The sequence below is a fragment of the Arthrobacter sp. 210 2 genome, assembly GCF_059093025.1.
The window spans coordinates 87,104-101,718 of sequence record NZ_JBNHIE010000013.1 but is presented as its reverse complement, the minus strand read 5'-3'; the positions used below and the strand labels follow the sequence as shown (position 1 = coordinate 101,718).

The window sequence follows — 14,615 nt, the reverse complement described above, 5'->3', positions numbered from 1 at the left end:
CTCCCATCGGCCCTGGCATATTGCGCACTTAGGCACAAGCGCAGCAGCGTGGGTGATTTATGTAGCGTGCGTCAAAGGCGAGGTACGAGCCAGCACGCGGGAAATCACTCGCGTTGCGGAGCGTACGGAACGACCTACGCGGACGGACCTAACGGCGGAGCAGGAGACCGTCAGTAGCCCTGGGCGTCGAGGAGGGCGTCTTCCTCCTCTTCAGAGGTCGCCTTCTTCCGCTTGCGGGGAGGCGACGGACGACGGCGGGCTGCCGCGGCAGCGGAGTGAACGGGGCTGCCCGAGTCGAGGGATCCGTCCGTGCTTTCGGCCTCGTCTTCGGCGTCGATCGCCGCGTTGCGGGCCTGCTGGCGGGCCGCGTAGCCGAAGCCGACGAACATCAGGACACCGAAGGCGAACCACTGCAGGGAGTAGGACAGGTGCGTGCCCTCCTCGGTGGACGGCTTCGGGAAGGCCGCCGGCATCTGGGCTGCCGGCGGTGTCTCCGACGCGAGCTGGCCGTATGCGCCGGTGAGCAGGGGATACCCGAGCTGTGCCGAGTACGCAGTGAGGTCGATGGACGCCAGCTGGCCTTCGGGCGCGCCGCGCTGCAGTTCAGGTTCCGGGTGCTTCAGGCGCACGACGGCGGTCACCTCACCTGCCGGCGGTTCCGGCACCGAATCCGGGCTTCCCGGGTTCTTGTTGCCGATGGGCAGCCACCCGCGGTCAATCACTACCGTTTCACCGGACGCCAGGCGGAAGGGGACAACCACCTCATAGCCGGGCTGGCCGTTCAGCGGACGGTTGCGGACAATCCGCTGGCCCGCTACGTCGTAGGTGCCCCTCAGTTCCACCTGGGTCCACTCCTTCGCAGGGTCCAGCTCCATGAACTGGTCCCGGACTTCAGCGAAGGGAACGGGGGCTGCGGAGTAGTTGGTCACCACGCGGTTGATTTCGGCAAGCGTCTCAGCGCGGCGGTCCATCTGCCAGCGGCCCAGGAAGACGCAGGCGGTGGCAAAGATGGCAGCCAGCAGGAGGTAACCCAGCCACTTGCTGGAGAAGAGGAAACGGTACATTCAGCGGTCCTGCTCCAAAAGGCCAGCCGGGGAGCCGGCATCCAGCGGGAGGGTTTCCTTCCAAAGCCCGCGGGTCTGCAGGTAATCTTCCAGCCAGTCCCGGTGCTCTGCGCAGGCAAGCCAGATCTTGCGGCGCTCGGGGGTGTGGATCTTGGGGTTGTTCCAGAGGAGCTGCCAGGAGGCGCCGGACCGGCAGGCCTTGCGTGAACAGACGGCGGCGGCCTCCGTAAAGGACGGCTCAGACCCTGCAGCGAAATCAAAGATGCTCATGATGCCTTCCGCTCCTCCCCGGGGCCGGTCTCGTCGTCGTCGTTAATCAACTCGCCCTGCAGGACCTCGTCGCCGGGCCTCTCGGCAGCCGAGGGTTGTGGCGGGCTCTCTATCTCGGCCAGCGGCGCGGAATCCAGCAACAGGTCGCTGTGTGCCTCCGCCTTATCGTTGCCGTTGGCGATGACCACCGCAATCCATGGGAGGAAGACCGCTCCCGCAACCATGAGGATCTTGAACCAGCCGTCCACCACGAAGATGAGGATCAGGCAGACCATGCGGATGCCCATCGCCAGCGCGTACTTGATCATGCGCTTACGCATGTCCTCGGAATGGGCTCCCGCGGCATCCGTAATGCTGTGAACCTCCGAATCGCCGGAGAACCGCCCGGGTTCTTCAGGCGCGGATTGTCCCGCATGGTTTTCAAGGGTCACGGTGGTTTATCACGCTCCAAAGGCTTGCATCAATTCTCTCACCATCGGCAGTGGCACCCAAACCCGGGCCAAGGCGGGCGCTAAGATCGGAGGCAGCCAAATCACACCCTTGCTACCGCGGCGCAGCATGCCGCAGAATTCCGGAGCCTCTAAATGACTGAAGCAGTTTCCGCCCCCCGCAGCGTCCTGATCACGGGCGGCAACCGCGGCATCGGCCTGGCCATCGCTGAGGCTTTCCTGGCCAATGGGGACAAGGTGGCGGTGACTTACCGCAGCGAGGCGAAACTGCCCGAAGGAATCCTGGGAGTCAAGGCCGACGTCACCGACGAGGCCTCCGTGGACGCGGCCTTCAAAGAGGTTGAGGCTGCCCACGGTCCCGTCGAGGTCCTGGTGGCGAACGCCGGCATCACCAAGGACACACTGCTGCTGCGCATGAGCGAAGACGACTTCACCTCCGTCATCGACACCAACCTGACCGGCGCGTTCAGGGTCATCAAGCGGGCCTCCAAGGGCATGATCCGGCTCCGCAAGGGCCGTGTTGTCCTCATTTCCTCGGTCTCCGGCCTCTACGGTGCGCCCGGACAAATCAACTACTCCGCCTCGAAGGCGGGCCTGGTGGGCATCGCCCGATCCCTGACACGCGAACTCGGTTCCCGCGGCATCACCGCCAACGTGGTGGCACCGGGCTTCATCAACACGGACATGACCGCAGAACTCCCCGAAGCCACGCAGAAGGACTACCTCACCAGCATCCCGGCCGGCCGCTTTGCCGAGGCCTCGGAAGTTGCCAACGTGGTCCGCTGGATCTCCAGCGACGAAGCCGCCTACATTTCCGGCGCCGTCATCCCGGTGGACGGCGGCCTGGGCATGGGGCACTAAGGCACAACCTGCACCGGTGGACGCACGCGGACGGCACATGGTCACCCCGCCGCCGCGAACGCCTCTTCCAGCCAGCCTGCCACTTCGTCGTCAATGTCCTCGACGGTGCGCAGTTCCAGGTGATGCATCCAGACGCCTGGGGATGGATGGACTATTTCCTTAAACCGGGAAGACTCCAGGCTGCGGGGGAGGGCAATGGACAGCACGGCCGGAACATCGGTTTTAAGATGTCGGCGCGGATTCCAGACATAGGCGAATACGCGCCGGTTCCGGAAAGCCACCTGGCTGATGGTGGTATGCACCGAGGCCGGGACAGCGCCGCTTAGAGCCCGCCCTACCGCCTCATAGATGCGCAGTCCCTCAGGTGAATTGCTGAAGACCTGTTCCGGTGTGGACTCCGAACCGGCCGGCCGCTGCTGTGCCATACGGGGAGCCTACGCCGGGTCAAGGTGTGCAGCACCGTCAAACTAGCTGGCAACGCCTTCTTTGTGGGGGTCAGACAACGGAATCAGCACCGGCCGCTGGCATGATGGACTGCAGACCAACTCCGACTTGAACGTTTCGAACAAAAGGAGCCCCTATGGGACTGCTGGACAACAAGACCGCCATCGTCACTGGATCATCGCGCGGCATCGGCGCTGACGTTGCCAAAATCCTCGCCGGCCAGGGTGCCGCCGTGGTGGTCAACTACCGCCAGAAGGCACCGCGCGCCAACAAGGTAGTGCAGGGCATCGAGGCCGACGGCGGCCGCGCCGTCGCCGTGGGCGCAGACCTCACCACCCAGGAAGGCGTGCAGGCCCTGGCCTCCGCCGCGATGGAAAACTTCGGTTCCCTGGACATCCTGGTCCTGAACGCCTCCGGCGGCATGGAAACCGGCATGGGCGAGGACTACGCACTCAAGCTGAACCGCGATGCCCAGGTCAACATGCTCAACGCCGCGGTGCCCCTGATGAAGGAGGGCTCACGGGTGGTCTTCGTCACCAGCCACCAGGCGCACTTCATCAACACCGTCCCCACCATGCCTGCCTATGAGCCGGTAGCTCGCAGCAAGCGTGCCGGTGAGGACGCACTCCGTGATCTCATTCCCGCACTGGCCGAGAAGGGCATCTCCCTGGTGGTTGTGTCCGGCGACATGATCGAGGGCACCGTCACCGCCACCCTGCTGGACCGCTCCACCCCCGGAGCCATCGAGGCCCGCCGTGCCGAGGCCGGGAAACTGTACTCAGTGGAGGAATTCGCCCAGGTGGTGGCCGGCATGGTGACCGCCGACGTCGAATCCGGCCACACCGAGTACGCCGGTGGAGCCGACTACTTCGGCAAGGGCGGCCAGTCCGCCAGCTAGCTAGGCTTCCTCCCACACCGAAATGACAGTTCGCGGCAATGTTCCTTCGGGACACTGCCGCGAACTGTCATTTCGCGGTTGAGGGCACTAAGGGATCAGACGCCGGCGACGTAACGGACGGCGTCGAGGTAGGGCATGTTGACGGCGGCATCCGCCACGGCCCGCACGGCAGGCTTGGCATTGAAGGCGATGCCGATGCCTGCGGCGCCGAGCATGTCCAGGTCGTTGGCGCCGTCGCCAACTGCAATGGTGTGCTCCAGGGCAATGCCTTCCGCGGCGGCCCATTCCCGCAGGAACTTCTCTTTGGCTGCACGGTCCACCACGGCGCCCAGCACCTTGCCAGTCAGCGCGCCGTCAACGATTTCCAGCTCATTGGCCTGCCAGTAGTCCAGGCCAAGGTCAGCGGCGATGGGCTCGAGGATCTGGTTGAATCCGCCGGACACGACGGCCACCACATGGCCGGCCTTCTTGAACGCCGCCACCAGTTCCGCGGCCCCCAGGCTCAGTTTCACTTCCGCGCGGACGTTATTGACGACGTCGGCGGGCAGCCCCGCGAGCACCGCCACCCGGGCGTGCAGGCTCTGGGTGAAATCCAGTTCCCCGCGCATGGCGGCTTCCGTGACGGCTGCCACCTCCTCGCGCTTGCCGGCGTATGCCGCCAGGAGCTCGATGACTTCCTGCTGGATGAGGGTGGAGTCGACGTCCATGATGAGCAGTTTGCGGTCCGCCGCACGGAGCCCGGCCGGAACCAGCGCGGTGTCCAGGCCATCGATGGCCGTGTCCGCAATGGCCCGCCGCAGTGCGGCGAGGCCGGCGGCGGTGGCATCCGGAAGATCCAGTCCGGCGACGTGCACCCCGTAGCGGTCATCGCCCAGGGAGTCCTCTGACCGCACAACCGCGCCGTGGGCGGCGAGGACGAAACGCAGCTGCTCCAGCCCGTTTGGAGTCATATTTTGGCCATAGCTGACCGCAGTCACGTTCGAAGTCATGCCTTCAATCTTATCCAGTGGGGCCCGGGCCCCTTGAATTGCGTCCCGCCGGCAGGGAACCGATGTCCGCTACATCAGCTCAGGCAGAGGCAGAACGGGTGGCCGGCCGGATCAAGGAACACACGGAACGTGGTGCCCGACTGGTATTCGTGTCTTCCAGTCGAGCAGTGTGCCGTAGAACTCGGCCAGGATTTTGGGGTCCGGGCAGACAAGGACAACGACAGGAAAGCGTGCGATAGCCATAGCGAACACTCTAGGTGCGGCCTCTGGGACCACCTATAGTTTTGTGGGCTTGAATGTGCGTAGTCGGGCTGGTCACATCAGTTATCAGTCGCCATGTTTTTTGTCCTAGTGTCTATTCCTATGAGTGATGTTCTGGAATTGGATGCCGTCAGCGTTGTCCGCGGCAAAAAGACCCTGTTGGACAAGGTTGACTGGCAGGTCAATGAAGGCGAACGCTGGGTCATCCTCGGCCCCAACGGAGCCGGCAAAACCACCCTCCTCCAGATCGCAGCAGCACGCCTCCACCCGAGCAGCGGCACGGCCGGCATCCTCGACGAAACCTTGGGCCGCGTGGACGTCTTTGAACTCCGCCCCCGCATCGGCCTGTCATCGGCAGCCCTCGCCACCCAGATCCCTGAGCATGAGAATGTCCTCAACGTCGTTGTCACCGCGGCCTACGGCGTCACCGGCCGCTGGCGGGAAGGTTACGAGCGCGACGACGAGCGCCGCGCCTTCCGCCTGCTGAACGACTGGGGGATGGGTCCCCTGCTGAACAGGACCTTTGCCACCCTGTCCGAGGGGGAGCGGAAGCGTGTCCAGATCGCCCGTGCCCTCATGACGGACCCCGAACTGCTGCTGCTGGATGAGCCCGCTGCCGGCCTTGACCTGGGCGGCCGCGAAGAACTGGTCCACAAGCTGGGCGAACTGGCCAGCGACGAGGCAGCGCCGGCCATGGTCCTGGTGACCCACCACCTTGAGGAAGTTCCGCCGGGCTTCACCCACGCCATGTTGTTGCGCGACGGCGGCGTGGTGGCCGCCGGACTTATCACCGAAGTCCTCACCGATGAGCACCTCAGCGCCACTTTCGGCCTCGCCCTGGATGTGACGGAAAACTCCGGCCGTTACTCCGCCACCGCCCGCCGCTAAGGCAGGGTTCACCGCCAGCAGTGGAGATCCTTAGCAGCGTCCTGGTCTTTTTCGCGGGCCTGTGGGCCGGCACCATCAACGCAGTGGTCGGCTCCGGCACGCTGGTGACCTTTCCCGTACTCATCGCCCTCGGCGTCGCGCCGGTTGTGGCCTCCATGAGCAACGCCATGGGGCTGGTGGCCGGCACGGCGGCCGGGGCGTGGGGTTACCGGCGCGAGCTGGCAGGCCGGGGCCGCCAGCTGATGAAGCTGCTGCCGGCCTCACTGCTCGGCGGAATCACCGGCGCCTACCTGCTGCTGCACCTGCCCGAGCAGGTCTTCCACTATGTGGCACCCGTCCTGCTGGTGCTTGCCCTGCTGATGGTGGTCTTCCAGCCCAGGCTTCAGGCATGGGTGCGCAGCCGCGAGGAGAACCCGGAACATGCCATCCGGGACCGCAGCCACGGCGTGCTCCTTGTGGTCCTGGTGTACCTCGCCGGCGTGTACGGGGGCTACTTCGTGGCAGCCCAGGGCATCCTGCTGGTGGGCATCCTGGGCGTGTTCCTGACCGGGACCATGCAGAATGCCAACGCCATGAAGAACATCCTGGTGCTCGGCGTCAACATGGTGGCGGCCGTGTCGTACCTGATCTTCGCCTTCGACCGGATCAACTGGCTGGTGGTCCTGCTGATCGCCGTCAGTTCCACGATCGGTGGCCTGGTTGGTTCCAAGGTGGGGCGCAAGCTCTCCCCGAAGGTCCTGCGGGCCGTCATCTTCACCCTTGGCATCGTGGCCCTGGGCGTGATGGTCGCCAACCTGCTGAAATAATCACCCGGTGACGTTCCACTATCTAGAGTCCGCCGATGATCCCCGGGTGGGCGACTACACCACACTGACCGATGTGCACCTGCGGAAGCTCCGGGAACCACGCGAAGGCATGTACATCGCCGAATCCTCCCGGGTCCTGCGCCGTGCCCTGGCGGCCGGGCACCAGCCGCGGTCGTTCTTCCTGGCCGAGAAGTGGCTCGAAGACCTCGACGACGTCTTCCAGGCATACCCCGACGTTCCGGTTTTCATCGGGAAGGCAGCCCTGCTCGAGGAAATCACCGGCTTCCACCTGCACCGCGGGGCCATGGCCGCCATGCACCGCCCCGCCCCCGTGCCGCTGCCCGAACTCCTGGCGGGGGCCCGCCGGGTGGCAGTCCTGGAGGACATCGTGGACCACACCAACGTGGGCGCCATCTTCCGGTCCGCCGCCGCCCTGGACATCGACGCCGTCCTGGTCTCGCCCCGCTGCGGGGACCCCTTGTACCGCCGCAGCGTCCGGGTCAGCATGGGCACCGTCTTCCAGGTTCCCTGGGCACGACTGGAGAGCTGGCCGCAGGACCTCCAGGTACTCAAGGACCACGGCTTCACCGTTGCCGCCCTGGAGTTGACGGCGGACGCCCAGGACGTGGATGTGGTGGCCGCCCGGAACCCGGACAAGCTGGCGCTGGTGCTCGGCACGGAAGGCGCCGGCATGAGCGGCGAAACACTTGCCGCCGTCGACCTCGCCGTCAAGATCCCCATGCGCAATGGCGTGGATTCGCTCAACGTTGCTGCCGCATCTGCTGTGGCCTTCTGGGAGCTGCGGGCGCGGCCCCAAGCCTCCGCCGCCGAATTGCATACTCTGCCACAGCCACGTTGATGACCCACCCGGCACCCATGAGCAGTGCCCGCCCTGCCTCACCGGGCTGGCCTGCGAGCACCATCCACGGGATCGATACGAGAGCCTGGGTCCCGGCTGCGATCCCGATGGCGTAGGCGCGGGTCATCCATGCCCCGTGGTGCTGATACCTGCGCCTGGCGAGGGCCCTCACCCCCAGGATGATGCTGGCAAGCATGGCGGTTCCGAAGATCAGGCGCAGGATGAAAAGTGCGGGGCCGTCCCCCTGTGGAAGATCGTAGAAGGCGGCCATCCACAGGCCGGACAGGGCCACCAGGAGGCCGGCGGGTATCAGGACAACGCCGGCTGCCCTGTGCCAGGCGGTACGGCCGGAGCGTCCCCTGCGGAGACCGGGGACAAACTGGAACGCCCCCAGCAGGCTGTAGAGAATGGCAGCGGGTATGTGCACCATCACGGGTATGGGCGAGGCAAAGAACCGTGCATTGGCCGGCGTAACGGGAGCGCCCCCGGTCAACTCGGCCATGCGCAGGGAACCGAAAATGACGGGGATGAGGCTGACAAAGATGAGGCCTGCCGGTACCAGCCAACCTGCCTGCCTGCGCCGGGCCGGCGCCTGAGTCGCTATCGATTGAGTCGCCATGGCTCGTCTTCTTTCCGCAGCTGCCGCGTCGAGGTGTACGGCGTACACCCGTTCTGCGACCAAATCTAGGTGTACGCTGTACACCTGTCAACGGCTATCACGGGCGGGAAGATATGACAGACCTCAACGAACGGCCTGCACGGGCACCCAGGGGTCCGCTTAGCAGGCAACGGGTGCTTCACGCTGCGCTCCTGCTGGCGGACAAGGCCGGGGTGGATTCATTGAGCATGCGCAGGCTCGCCGGGGAGCTGGGTGTGGTGCCGATGGCCCTTTACAAGCACGTGGCGAACAAGGAAGAACTGCTGGACGGCATGGTGGACGCCATCATTCAAGAGATCGCACCTCCTCCGCCGGGCCTTCCATGGAAGGAGGCCGTCCGGGTGCGCGTGCTCTCAGCCAGGACGACGCTCCGCCAGCACCCGTGGGCCCGCCGCGTCATCGAAACCAGGACATCGAAGACCCCCGCAGTTCTCGATTACATGGACTCGTTCACCGGGATATTCCTGGCCGGCGGGCTGTCTGCGGACCTGACCCACCACGCATTGCACGCACTGGGCGGGCGCATGTGGGGCTTCACGCAGGAATTGTTTGACGAACCCGCGGCAGCGGAACAAGCCGCCGACGTCCCGCCCGACATGCAGCTGGCCATGATCCGGCAGATGGCCAGGCTGTACCCGAATATTGCCGCCGTCGCGGCGCCCGCAGCCCATGATGGAGGCACCGTGGTTGCTTACGGCTGCGACGATCAGTTTGAGTTCGAATTCGCCCTTGACCTGCTGCTGGACGGCATTGAGCAGCTTCACGCCCAAGGCTGGACGTCCCCGCGCTCCGCCCCGCCCGGGGAGTAGCGGCGCGGTTCGTCAGGCCCGCCGGCATCCGCTATGATTGATAGCTGGTTGTCCTGCTTTTTCAGCCTCGGCTGCAGCAGCCGCAGCCATCCCATTCATACCTGGCAACTGGCAAAATCCAGTTGCGTTGAACAAAGGTCCCATTATGAAGTCTGATATCCACCCGAAGTACGAAGCTGTTGTTTTCAACGACCTGGCCTCCGGCACGAAGTTCCTGACCCGCTCCACCGTGTCTTCCTCGAAGACCATCGAGTGGGAAGACGGCAACACCTACCCGGTCATCGACGTCGAAATCTCCTCCGAGTCCCACCCGTTCTACACGGGCAAGCAGCGCATCATGGACTCCGCAGGCCGCGTCGAGCGCTTCAACGCTCGCTTCAAGGGCTTCGGCGGCAAGAAGTAATCCACTTCCCCCAAGCTTCATGACGAAAGCCCGCACCGGCAACGGTGCGGGCTTTTCGCGTTAACGGCCAGGCCGCTTCTGCGGCAGGATGGATGGCATGACGCACCCTCCGCTTCCTGAAACCCACCCTGCCGCAACCGAACGCCTGCACGGCGAATACAAGGTGCCGGGCGGGAAACTGGTGGTGGCAGACCTCACCGTCGCCGATGGATCACTGGCGGACGTCTCCATCAGCGGTGACTTCTTCCTGGAACCCGACGAGGCCCTCCTGGACATCAACCGGGCCCTCACCGGCCTGCCGGAAGCAACGGCCACCGCCGAGCTTGCCGAGGCCGTGACTGCCGCGCTTCCGGCTGATGCTGCCCTGTTCGGCTTTTCGGCAGACGCCGTCGCGATCGCTGTCCGCCGTGCCCTGGCCAAGGCCACATCGTGGGCGGACCATGACTGGAACATCATGGGACCCACCGTCCTGCCCACCGAAATCAATGTCGCCCTGGATGAGGTCCTCACCGAGGAAGTGGGTGCCGGCCGGCGCAATCCCACCCTGAGGTTCTGGGACTGGGAGGAGCCGTCCGTGGTGATCGGCAGCTTCCAGTCCTTCCGCAACGAGGTGGATCCCGACGGCGTGGCGAAGCACGGCATCAAGGTTGTCCGCCGCATCAGCGGCGGGGGAGCGATGTTCATGGAGGCCGGCAACTGCATCACCTACTCGCTGTACCTGCCCCAGACCCTGGTGGACGGCATCAGCTTTGCAGATTCCTACCCGTTCCTGGACGCCTGGGTCATGGCCGCCCTGGAGAAGCTCGGCATTACGGCCTTCTATGTACCGCTGAATGACATCGCCACGGACCAGGGAAAGATTGGGGGCGCCGCCCAGAAGCGCCTTGCCAACGGCGGGATGCTGCACCATGTCACCATGAGCTATGACATCGACGCGGACAAGATGGTGGAAGTCCTGCGCATCGGCAAGGAGAAGCTGTCCGACAAGGGGACCCGCAGTGCCAAGAAACGGGTGGATCCGCTGCGCCGGCAGACCGGCCTGGCGCGGACTGCCATCATCGCGGCAATGATGGACGTGTTTGCCGAACGGTACGGCGCCACCCCGTCAGAGCTGTCCGAGGCGGAGCTGGCCGCAGCCAGCGACAGGGTGGCCGCCAAGTTCGGCACGGAGGAGTGGCTGCACCGGGTCCCCTGAGTGCCGACGTCAGGGAGCAGGTGAACCAACGACGGCGGCCTGCGCCGTGAGTGCCCGCAGCAGGTGGCTGCGCTGCTCCACGATGATGCGGCGCAGTGCCCGCGGAGCATCGGTATGGGCCGCCAGCCACTCGTCGGTCCTGCGCAGCACCGGATGCTCCGCAGGCTCCATCCCTTCCGCCAGGTCCTGGTCCAGAGGAAACAGGCCGCGGACAATCCGGCTGGCGATTTCGATACTGCGGCCCTCCCACACATCCAGCAGGCGCTCGAAGTACGGTTCCACATACGGCTCCAGCAGCGCAGCCGGTGCCGTGGTGAAACCGCTGATCGTGGCGCTGAGCAGCTGATTGGAGAGCGTGTCACCGTGGACAGCCTCCTTCCACGCCGCGGCCTTGACCCCGGGCTCCGGGCGGGCAGCGAGCGCTGTGGCATGCCCCGCCCTACCTGACGCCGTGGTGTCCCGTGCCAGCTCGGCGTCGAGTTCCGCTACGGTCGCCTGGCCGTTGGCCGCGAGTGCATGCCAGAAGTGCCAGCGCAGTTCGGCGTCCACCGCCAACCCCTTCACCGGGGCTGAGCCGTCCAGGAGGCCTTTAAGCCGGGGCACCAGGGTTCCGTCGTGCCTGCTGAGTGTGCCGAGGGTCCGGGCCCAGGCGAGCTGGTGGTCGGAACCCGGGACGGCCCGGTCCAGTTCCGCCGCCACGGTTGCCAGGAAGGATGTCCGGACGGCTTCCCGTCCGGGGGCCGGTGTGTAGCGTTCGACGGCGGTACAGGCGTTTTCGAGGATGTTCAGCAGGACGCCGATGCCGGTTTCCGCCGGCCCAAACGCAGCCACCGCGTCCACATACCGCGCCGCAGGGCTTTCGCCGTCCCTTGCGGAGTTCCAGAGCGCAGTCCAGCAGAGGGCGCGGGCCATCGGGTCGGAGATCCTGTCCAGCGATGCCAGGACGGTTGCCAGGGACACCGGGTCCAGCCGGACCTTCGCGTACGTCAGGTCGTCGTCATTGAGGAGCAGCAGTGCGGGCCGTGGCTTTCCTGACAGCTCCGGCACAGCGGTGAAGGCACCGCTGACATCGGTTTCCACGCTGCCCGTGCGGACCAGCGCTCCTTCGCCGTCGACGTCGTACAGCCCCACCCGGAGCCGGTGCGGCCGCGGCTCGTTACGTCCCGTGACCGGATCCGTAGCGTCCTGAACGATGCGCACGTCGCCCAGGACGCCGTCGTCGTTTCCCTGGCCTGGGGCGATGTCCAGCGAAAGGGTGGAAATCCCTGAGGTCTGCAGCCATTGCTGCGCCCAGCCGGTGAGGTCCCGCCCGGAGGAGGCACTGAGGGATACCAGGAGGTCCGCCAGGGTGGTGTTGGAGTAGGCGTGCTTGCGGAAGTACTCGCGGGATCCGGCGATGAACGCGTCAAAGCCGACGTAGGCCACCAGTTGCTTCAGTACCGAGGCGCCCTTGGCGTAGGTAATGCCGTCGAAGTTCTGCTTGGCGGCCTCGAGGTCCGGGATGTCCGCGACGATGGGATGCGTGGTGGGCAGTTGATCCTGGAGGTAGGCCCAGGCCTTGCGCTTGTTGGCGAAGCTGACCCAGGCGGAATCCCAGTCAGTGGCCTTGTCCACGCCCAGCGTGCCCATATAGTCGGCGAAGGACTCCTTGAGCCAGAGGTCATCCCACCACTGCATGGTCACCAGGTCCCCGAACCACATGTGTGCCATCTCGTGCATGAGCGTGTTGGCGCGGCCCTGGTACTGGGCGTCGGTGGCACGGGACGTGAAGACGTAGCTGTCCGTGAACGTCACCAGGCCGGGGTTCTCCATGGCGCCGAGGTTGTATTCGGGGACGAAGGCCTGGTCGTACTTGCCCCAGGGGTAGGGGTAGGCGAACAGGCGGTTAAAGAAGTCCAGGCCGTTCTTGGTCAGCGTGAACAGCTGTTCCGCGTCGAAGGATTCTGCCATGGACGCCCGGCAGTAGAGGGCCAGCGGGATGTCGAGGGAGGTCCCGTCGTCGAGCGTTGCCTGCCAGCGGTCCTCGGCCTTGAAGTACGGGCCGGCCAGCACTGTGGTGATGTACGTGGACATCGGCTCAGTCGCGGCAAAGTCCCAGCGTGCGGTGGCCGGATCGCTGGTGAGGAGCGTCCGGGCGGTTTCCACCCCGTTGGAGGCGACCTGCCACCCGGCCGGCGCCATGACGTGGAAGGTGAAGGTTGCCTTGAGGTCCGGCTGCTCAAAGTTGGCAAAAACGCGGCGGGCGTCGGCCGGCTCGTACTGGGTGTACAGGTAGCACTGCCCGTCTGCCGGGTCCACGAACCGGTGCATGCCCTCTCCGGACCGGCTGTACAGGGCGGTCCCGGTGACGGTGACCTGGTTCCGGGACTGCAGGTTGTCCAGCCGGATGCGGGCGCCGTCCACCACGTCCTCCACGGGCAGCGCCCTGCCGTTGAGGACCACGCTGTGGACGCTGCTGCCAATAAAGTCCAGGAAGGTAGAAGAACCGGGCTCCGACGCGGTGAAGGTGATGACGCTGCGGCTGGTGTAGCCGGCAACGTCCGGGTCAGCCGCCTGCCGCACGTCCAGCGACACGTCGTAGCTGTCGGTGCTGATCAGGGCAGAACGTTCAGCGGCTTCATCGCGGCGCAGATTCTCATTTGACACCGGGCTATCTAATCACGGGCCGGGTGTCCGGATGTCAGGCAGCGATCAGCAGGGCCGCCGCCAGGCCCAGCACGGCGATCAGCAGCCAGGACGCCAGCGCGGCCAGCAGTGCACGCCCGCCGGTCAGCAGGAGGGTCCGGATGCGCACCGCGGAACCCAGCCCGAACAGCGCGGCGCCGAGCAGGACGTCCTGCAACGCGGCCCCTGCCTCGAGCCAGTCCTCGGCCAGCCAGCCTGTGGACCGGAGCCCCACCATGGCCACGAATCCCAGGACGAACAGGGGCACCACCGGCGGAAGTTTCGTATGCCCGCCGTCCGTGTCCGCGTCAGTCCGGACGGTGAGGCGCTGGTGCGTTCCGGCCAGGGCTGCCACGGGTGCCAGCAGGAGCACCCGGGTGAGCTTGACCACGACGGCGATGCCCAGTGCGGCCGTTCCCGCGGTTTGCGCGGTGGCCACCACCTGGCCAACGTCGTGCACGGAGGCGCCGATCCAGGCGCCGAAGACCGGGGCTGTGAGCTGCAGGGGGTGGACGAACAGCGGCAGGACGCCGATGGCAAGGGTTCCGCAAAGCGTCACCAGCGCAACCGGCAGGACCGTGTCCACGTGCCGGATCCGCCGCACGGCCGCCATGGCGCCGATGGCGGATGCGCCGCAGATCGAGAATCCGGTGGCCACCAGGAGCGACGTGACCGGGGGAAGCCGGAAGAGCCTGGAAATCAGGTAGGTCCCGCCAAAGCTGGCAGCCACAACCCCTACAATCAGTGCCAGGGCCAGCCAGCCCAGCCCCAGGACGTCCATGATGCTGACCTTCAGGCCGAGCAGGACAATCCCGCCGCGCATCAGGTGCTTACCGGCAAAATCCAGGCCGGGCCGTGCCCGGCCCGCGGTCCACACGCCGGCTGCCGGCAGGTTGGCCGCCAGGACTCCCAGCACCACGGCCAACGTCATGGCGGGCAGGACCGGCACCAGCCAATGCACAAGGAAGGCGGCCACCAATGCGGCGGCTGCCGTGGCCAGTCCGGGAAGCAGCCTGTCAGCGCGGCGGGGGTTGCCCGGACCCGGCACTGGGAGGCTTCTGCTGACTGGCACTCACCTACTGTGCCGGAAAAGGCCC

16 protein-coding genes are annotated in these 14,615 nt (G+C 65.9%); 8 read left to right on the top strand and 8 right to left on the bottom strand.

Annotation, left to right across the window (positions count from 1 at the left end; genetic code table 11):
* Positions 1-170 precede the first annotated feature (170 nt).
* Genes AC5RWA_RS19880 through AC5RWA_RS19870 form a run of 3 tightly spaced genes read right to left on the bottom strand, consistent with a single transcriptional unit; the run spans position 171 to position 1,765 of the window.
* Positions 171-1,064, bottom strand: coding sequence for an SURF1 family cytochrome oxidase biogenesis protein (locus tag AC5RWA_RS19880; protein ID WP_115523442.1), 894 nt, complete (start codon positions 1,062-1,064; stop codon positions 171-173).
* The gene (locus AC5RWA_RS19875) at positions 1,065-1,334 is read right to left on the bottom strand and encodes a hypothetical protein (protein ID WP_115523443.1); all 270 of its coding nucleotides are present in this window, start codon (positions 1,332-1,334) and stop codon (positions 1,065-1,067) included.
* The gene (locus AC5RWA_RS19870) at positions 1,331-1,765 is read right to left on the bottom strand and encodes a DUF3099 domain-containing protein (protein ID WP_494058761.1); all 435 of its coding nucleotides are present in this window, start codon (positions 1,763-1,765) and stop codon (positions 1,331-1,333) included. The genes AC5RWA_RS19875 and AC5RWA_RS19870 overlap by 4 nt, the downstream gene beginning before the upstream one ends.
* 153 nt (positions 1,766-1,918) lie before the next feature.
* On the opposite strand from AC5RWA_RS19870, the gene AC5RWA_RS19865 reads away from it, so the two are divergent.
* Complete coding sequence (locus AC5RWA_RS19865) at positions 1,919-2,644, top strand: beta-ketoacyl-ACP reductase (RefSeq protein WP_115523445.1); 726 nt, start codon at positions 1,919-1,921, stop codon at positions 2,642-2,644.
* A 41-nt stretch (positions 2,645-2,685) separates the two neighbouring features.
* Here the strand turns inward: AC5RWA_RS19865 and AC5RWA_RS19860 are convergent, their stop codons facing one another.
* Entirely contained in the window at positions 2,686-3,069 is a 384-nt protein-coding gene (locus AC5RWA_RS19860; RefSeq protein WP_494058760.1) for a DUF5655 domain-containing protein, read from the bottom strand.
* Between the two features lie 155 nt (positions 3,070-3,224).
* On the opposite strand from AC5RWA_RS19860, the gene AC5RWA_RS19855 reads away from it, so the two are divergent.
* Positions 3,225-3,986 carry an SDR family oxidoreductase gene (locus AC5RWA_RS19855; RefSeq protein ID WP_115523447.1) on the top strand — a complete coding sequence of 254 codons (762 nt, stop codon included), beginning with the start codon at positions 3,225-3,227 and terminating at the stop codon, positions 3,984-3,986.
* Between the two features lie 95 nt (positions 3,987-4,081).
* Here AC5RWA_RS19855 and serB read toward each other — a convergent pair whose 3' ends face one another.
* Complete coding sequence (gene serB, locus AC5RWA_RS19850; RefSeq protein WP_494058759.1) at positions 4,082-4,975, bottom strand: phosphoserine phosphatase SerB; 894 nt, start codon at positions 4,973-4,975, stop codon at positions 4,082-4,084.
* A 363-nt stretch (positions 4,976-5,338) separates the two neighbouring features.
* Here serB and AC5RWA_RS19845 point away from each other — a divergent pair, with 363 nt between their 5' ends.
* From AC5RWA_RS19845 to AC5RWA_RS19835, 3 genes are read left to right on the top strand one after another with little or no spacing between them, the layout of a single operon-like run.
* A complete protein-coding gene (locus AC5RWA_RS19845) occupies positions 5,339-6,124 on the top strand; it encodes an ABC transporter ATP-binding protein (RefSeq protein WP_494058758.1) in 786 nt (261 codons plus the stop codon).
* Positions 6,125-6,144: 20 nt separating this feature from the next.
* A complete protein-coding gene (locus AC5RWA_RS19840) occupies positions 6,145-6,930 on the top strand; it encodes a sulfite exporter TauE/SafE family protein (protein ID WP_494058757.1) in 786 nt (261 codons plus the stop codon).
* A 7-nt stretch (positions 6,931-6,937) separates the two neighbouring features.
* A complete protein-coding gene (locus tag AC5RWA_RS19835; RefSeq protein WP_494058756.1) occupies positions 6,938-7,789 on the top strand; it encodes a TrmH family RNA methyltransferase in 852 nt (283 codons plus the stop codon).
* On the opposite strand, the gene AC5RWA_RS19830 is transcribed toward AC5RWA_RS19835, so the two are convergent.
* Positions 7,692-8,408 (bottom strand): DUF2306 domain-containing protein, encoded by a 717-nt coding sequence (locus tag AC5RWA_RS19830; protein ID WP_079596095.1) that lies wholly within the window; start codon positions 8,406-8,408, stop codon positions 7,692-7,694. The two genes, AC5RWA_RS19835 and AC5RWA_RS19830, sit on opposite strands and share 98 nt — an antisense overlap.
* Positions 8,409-8,521: 113 nt before the next feature.
* Between AC5RWA_RS19830 and AC5RWA_RS19825 the strand changes: the two genes are divergently transcribed.
* The 3 genes from AC5RWA_RS19825 to lplAB all read left to right on the top strand — a co-directional run bounded on the left by AC5RWA_RS19825 (position 8,522) and on the right by lplAB (position 10,854).
* Complete coding sequence (locus AC5RWA_RS19825) at positions 8,522-9,256, top strand: TetR/AcrR family transcriptional regulator (RefSeq protein ID WP_494058755.1); 735 nt, start codon at positions 8,522-8,524, stop codon at positions 9,254-9,256.
* Positions 9,257-9,401: 145 nt separating this feature from the next.
* Entirely contained in the window at positions 9,402-9,659 is a 258-nt protein-coding gene (locus tag AC5RWA_RS19820) for a type B 50S ribosomal protein L31 (RefSeq protein WP_003802336.1), read from the top strand.
* 97 nt (positions 9,660-9,756) lie between these two features.
* On the top strand, positions 9,757-10,854 hold the full coding sequence (gene lplAB / locus AC5RWA_RS19815) for a lipoate-protein ligase LplAB (RefSeq protein WP_494058754.1): 1,098 nt from the start codon (positions 9,757-9,759) through the stop codon (positions 10,852-10,854).
* Positions 10,855-10,863: 9 nt separating this feature from the next.
* Here the strand turns inward: lplAB and pepN are convergent, their stop codons facing one another.
* Entirely contained in the window at positions 10,864-13,500 is a 2,637-nt protein-coding gene (gene pepN, locus AC5RWA_RS19810) for an aminopeptidase N (protein ID WP_494058753.1), read from the bottom strand.
* Between the two features lie 34 nt (positions 13,501-13,534).
* A complete protein-coding gene (locus AC5RWA_RS19805) occupies positions 13,535-14,590 on the bottom strand; it encodes a YeiH family protein (RefSeq protein ID WP_494058752.1) in 1,056 nt (351 codons plus the stop codon).
* Between the last annotated feature and the right edge of the window lie 25 nt (positions 14,591-14,615).

Coding starts and splice junctions, on each gene's coding strand:
- AC5RWA_RS19880 (WP_115523442.1), bottom strand. CDS start 1,064: ATGTACCGTTTCCTCTTCTCCAGCAAGTGGCTGGGTTACCTCCTGCTG.
- AC5RWA_RS19875 (WP_115523443.1), bottom strand. CDS start 1,334: ATGAGCATCTTTGATTTCGCTGCAGGGTCTGAGCCGTCCTTTACGGAG.
- AC5RWA_RS19865 (WP_115523445.1), top strand. CDS start 1,919: ATGACTGAAGCAGTTTCCGCCCCCCGCAGCGTCCTGATCACGGGCGGC.
- AC5RWA_RS19860 (WP_494058760.1), bottom strand. CDS start 3,069: ATGGCACAGCAGCGGCCGGCCGGTTCGGAGTCCACACCGGAACAGGTC.
- AC5RWA_RS19855 (WP_115523447.1), top strand. CDS start 3,225: ATGGGACTGCTGGACAACAAGACCGCCATCGTCACTGGATCATCGCGC.
- serB (WP_494058759.1), bottom strand. CDS start 4,975: ATGACTTCGAACGTGACTGCGGTCAGCTATGGCCAAAATATGACTCCA.
- AC5RWA_RS19845 (WP_494058758.1), top strand. CDS start 5,339: ATGAGTGATGTTCTGGAATTGGATGCCGTCAGCGTTGTCCGCGGCAAA.
- AC5RWA_RS19830 (WP_079596095.1), bottom strand. CDS start 8,408: ATGGCGACTCAATCGATAGCGACTCAGGCGCCGGCCCGGCGCAGGCAG.
- AC5RWA_RS19825 (WP_494058755.1), top strand. CDS start 8,522: ATGACAGACCTCAACGAACGGCCTGCACGGGCACCCAGGGGTCCGCTT.
- AC5RWA_RS19820 (WP_003802336.1), top strand. CDS start 9,402: ATGAAGTCTGATATCCACCCGAAGTACGAAGCTGTTGTTTTCAACGAC.
- lplAB (WP_494058754.1), top strand. CDS start 9,757: ATGACGCACCCTCCGCTTCCTGAAACCCACCCTGCCGCAACCGAACGC.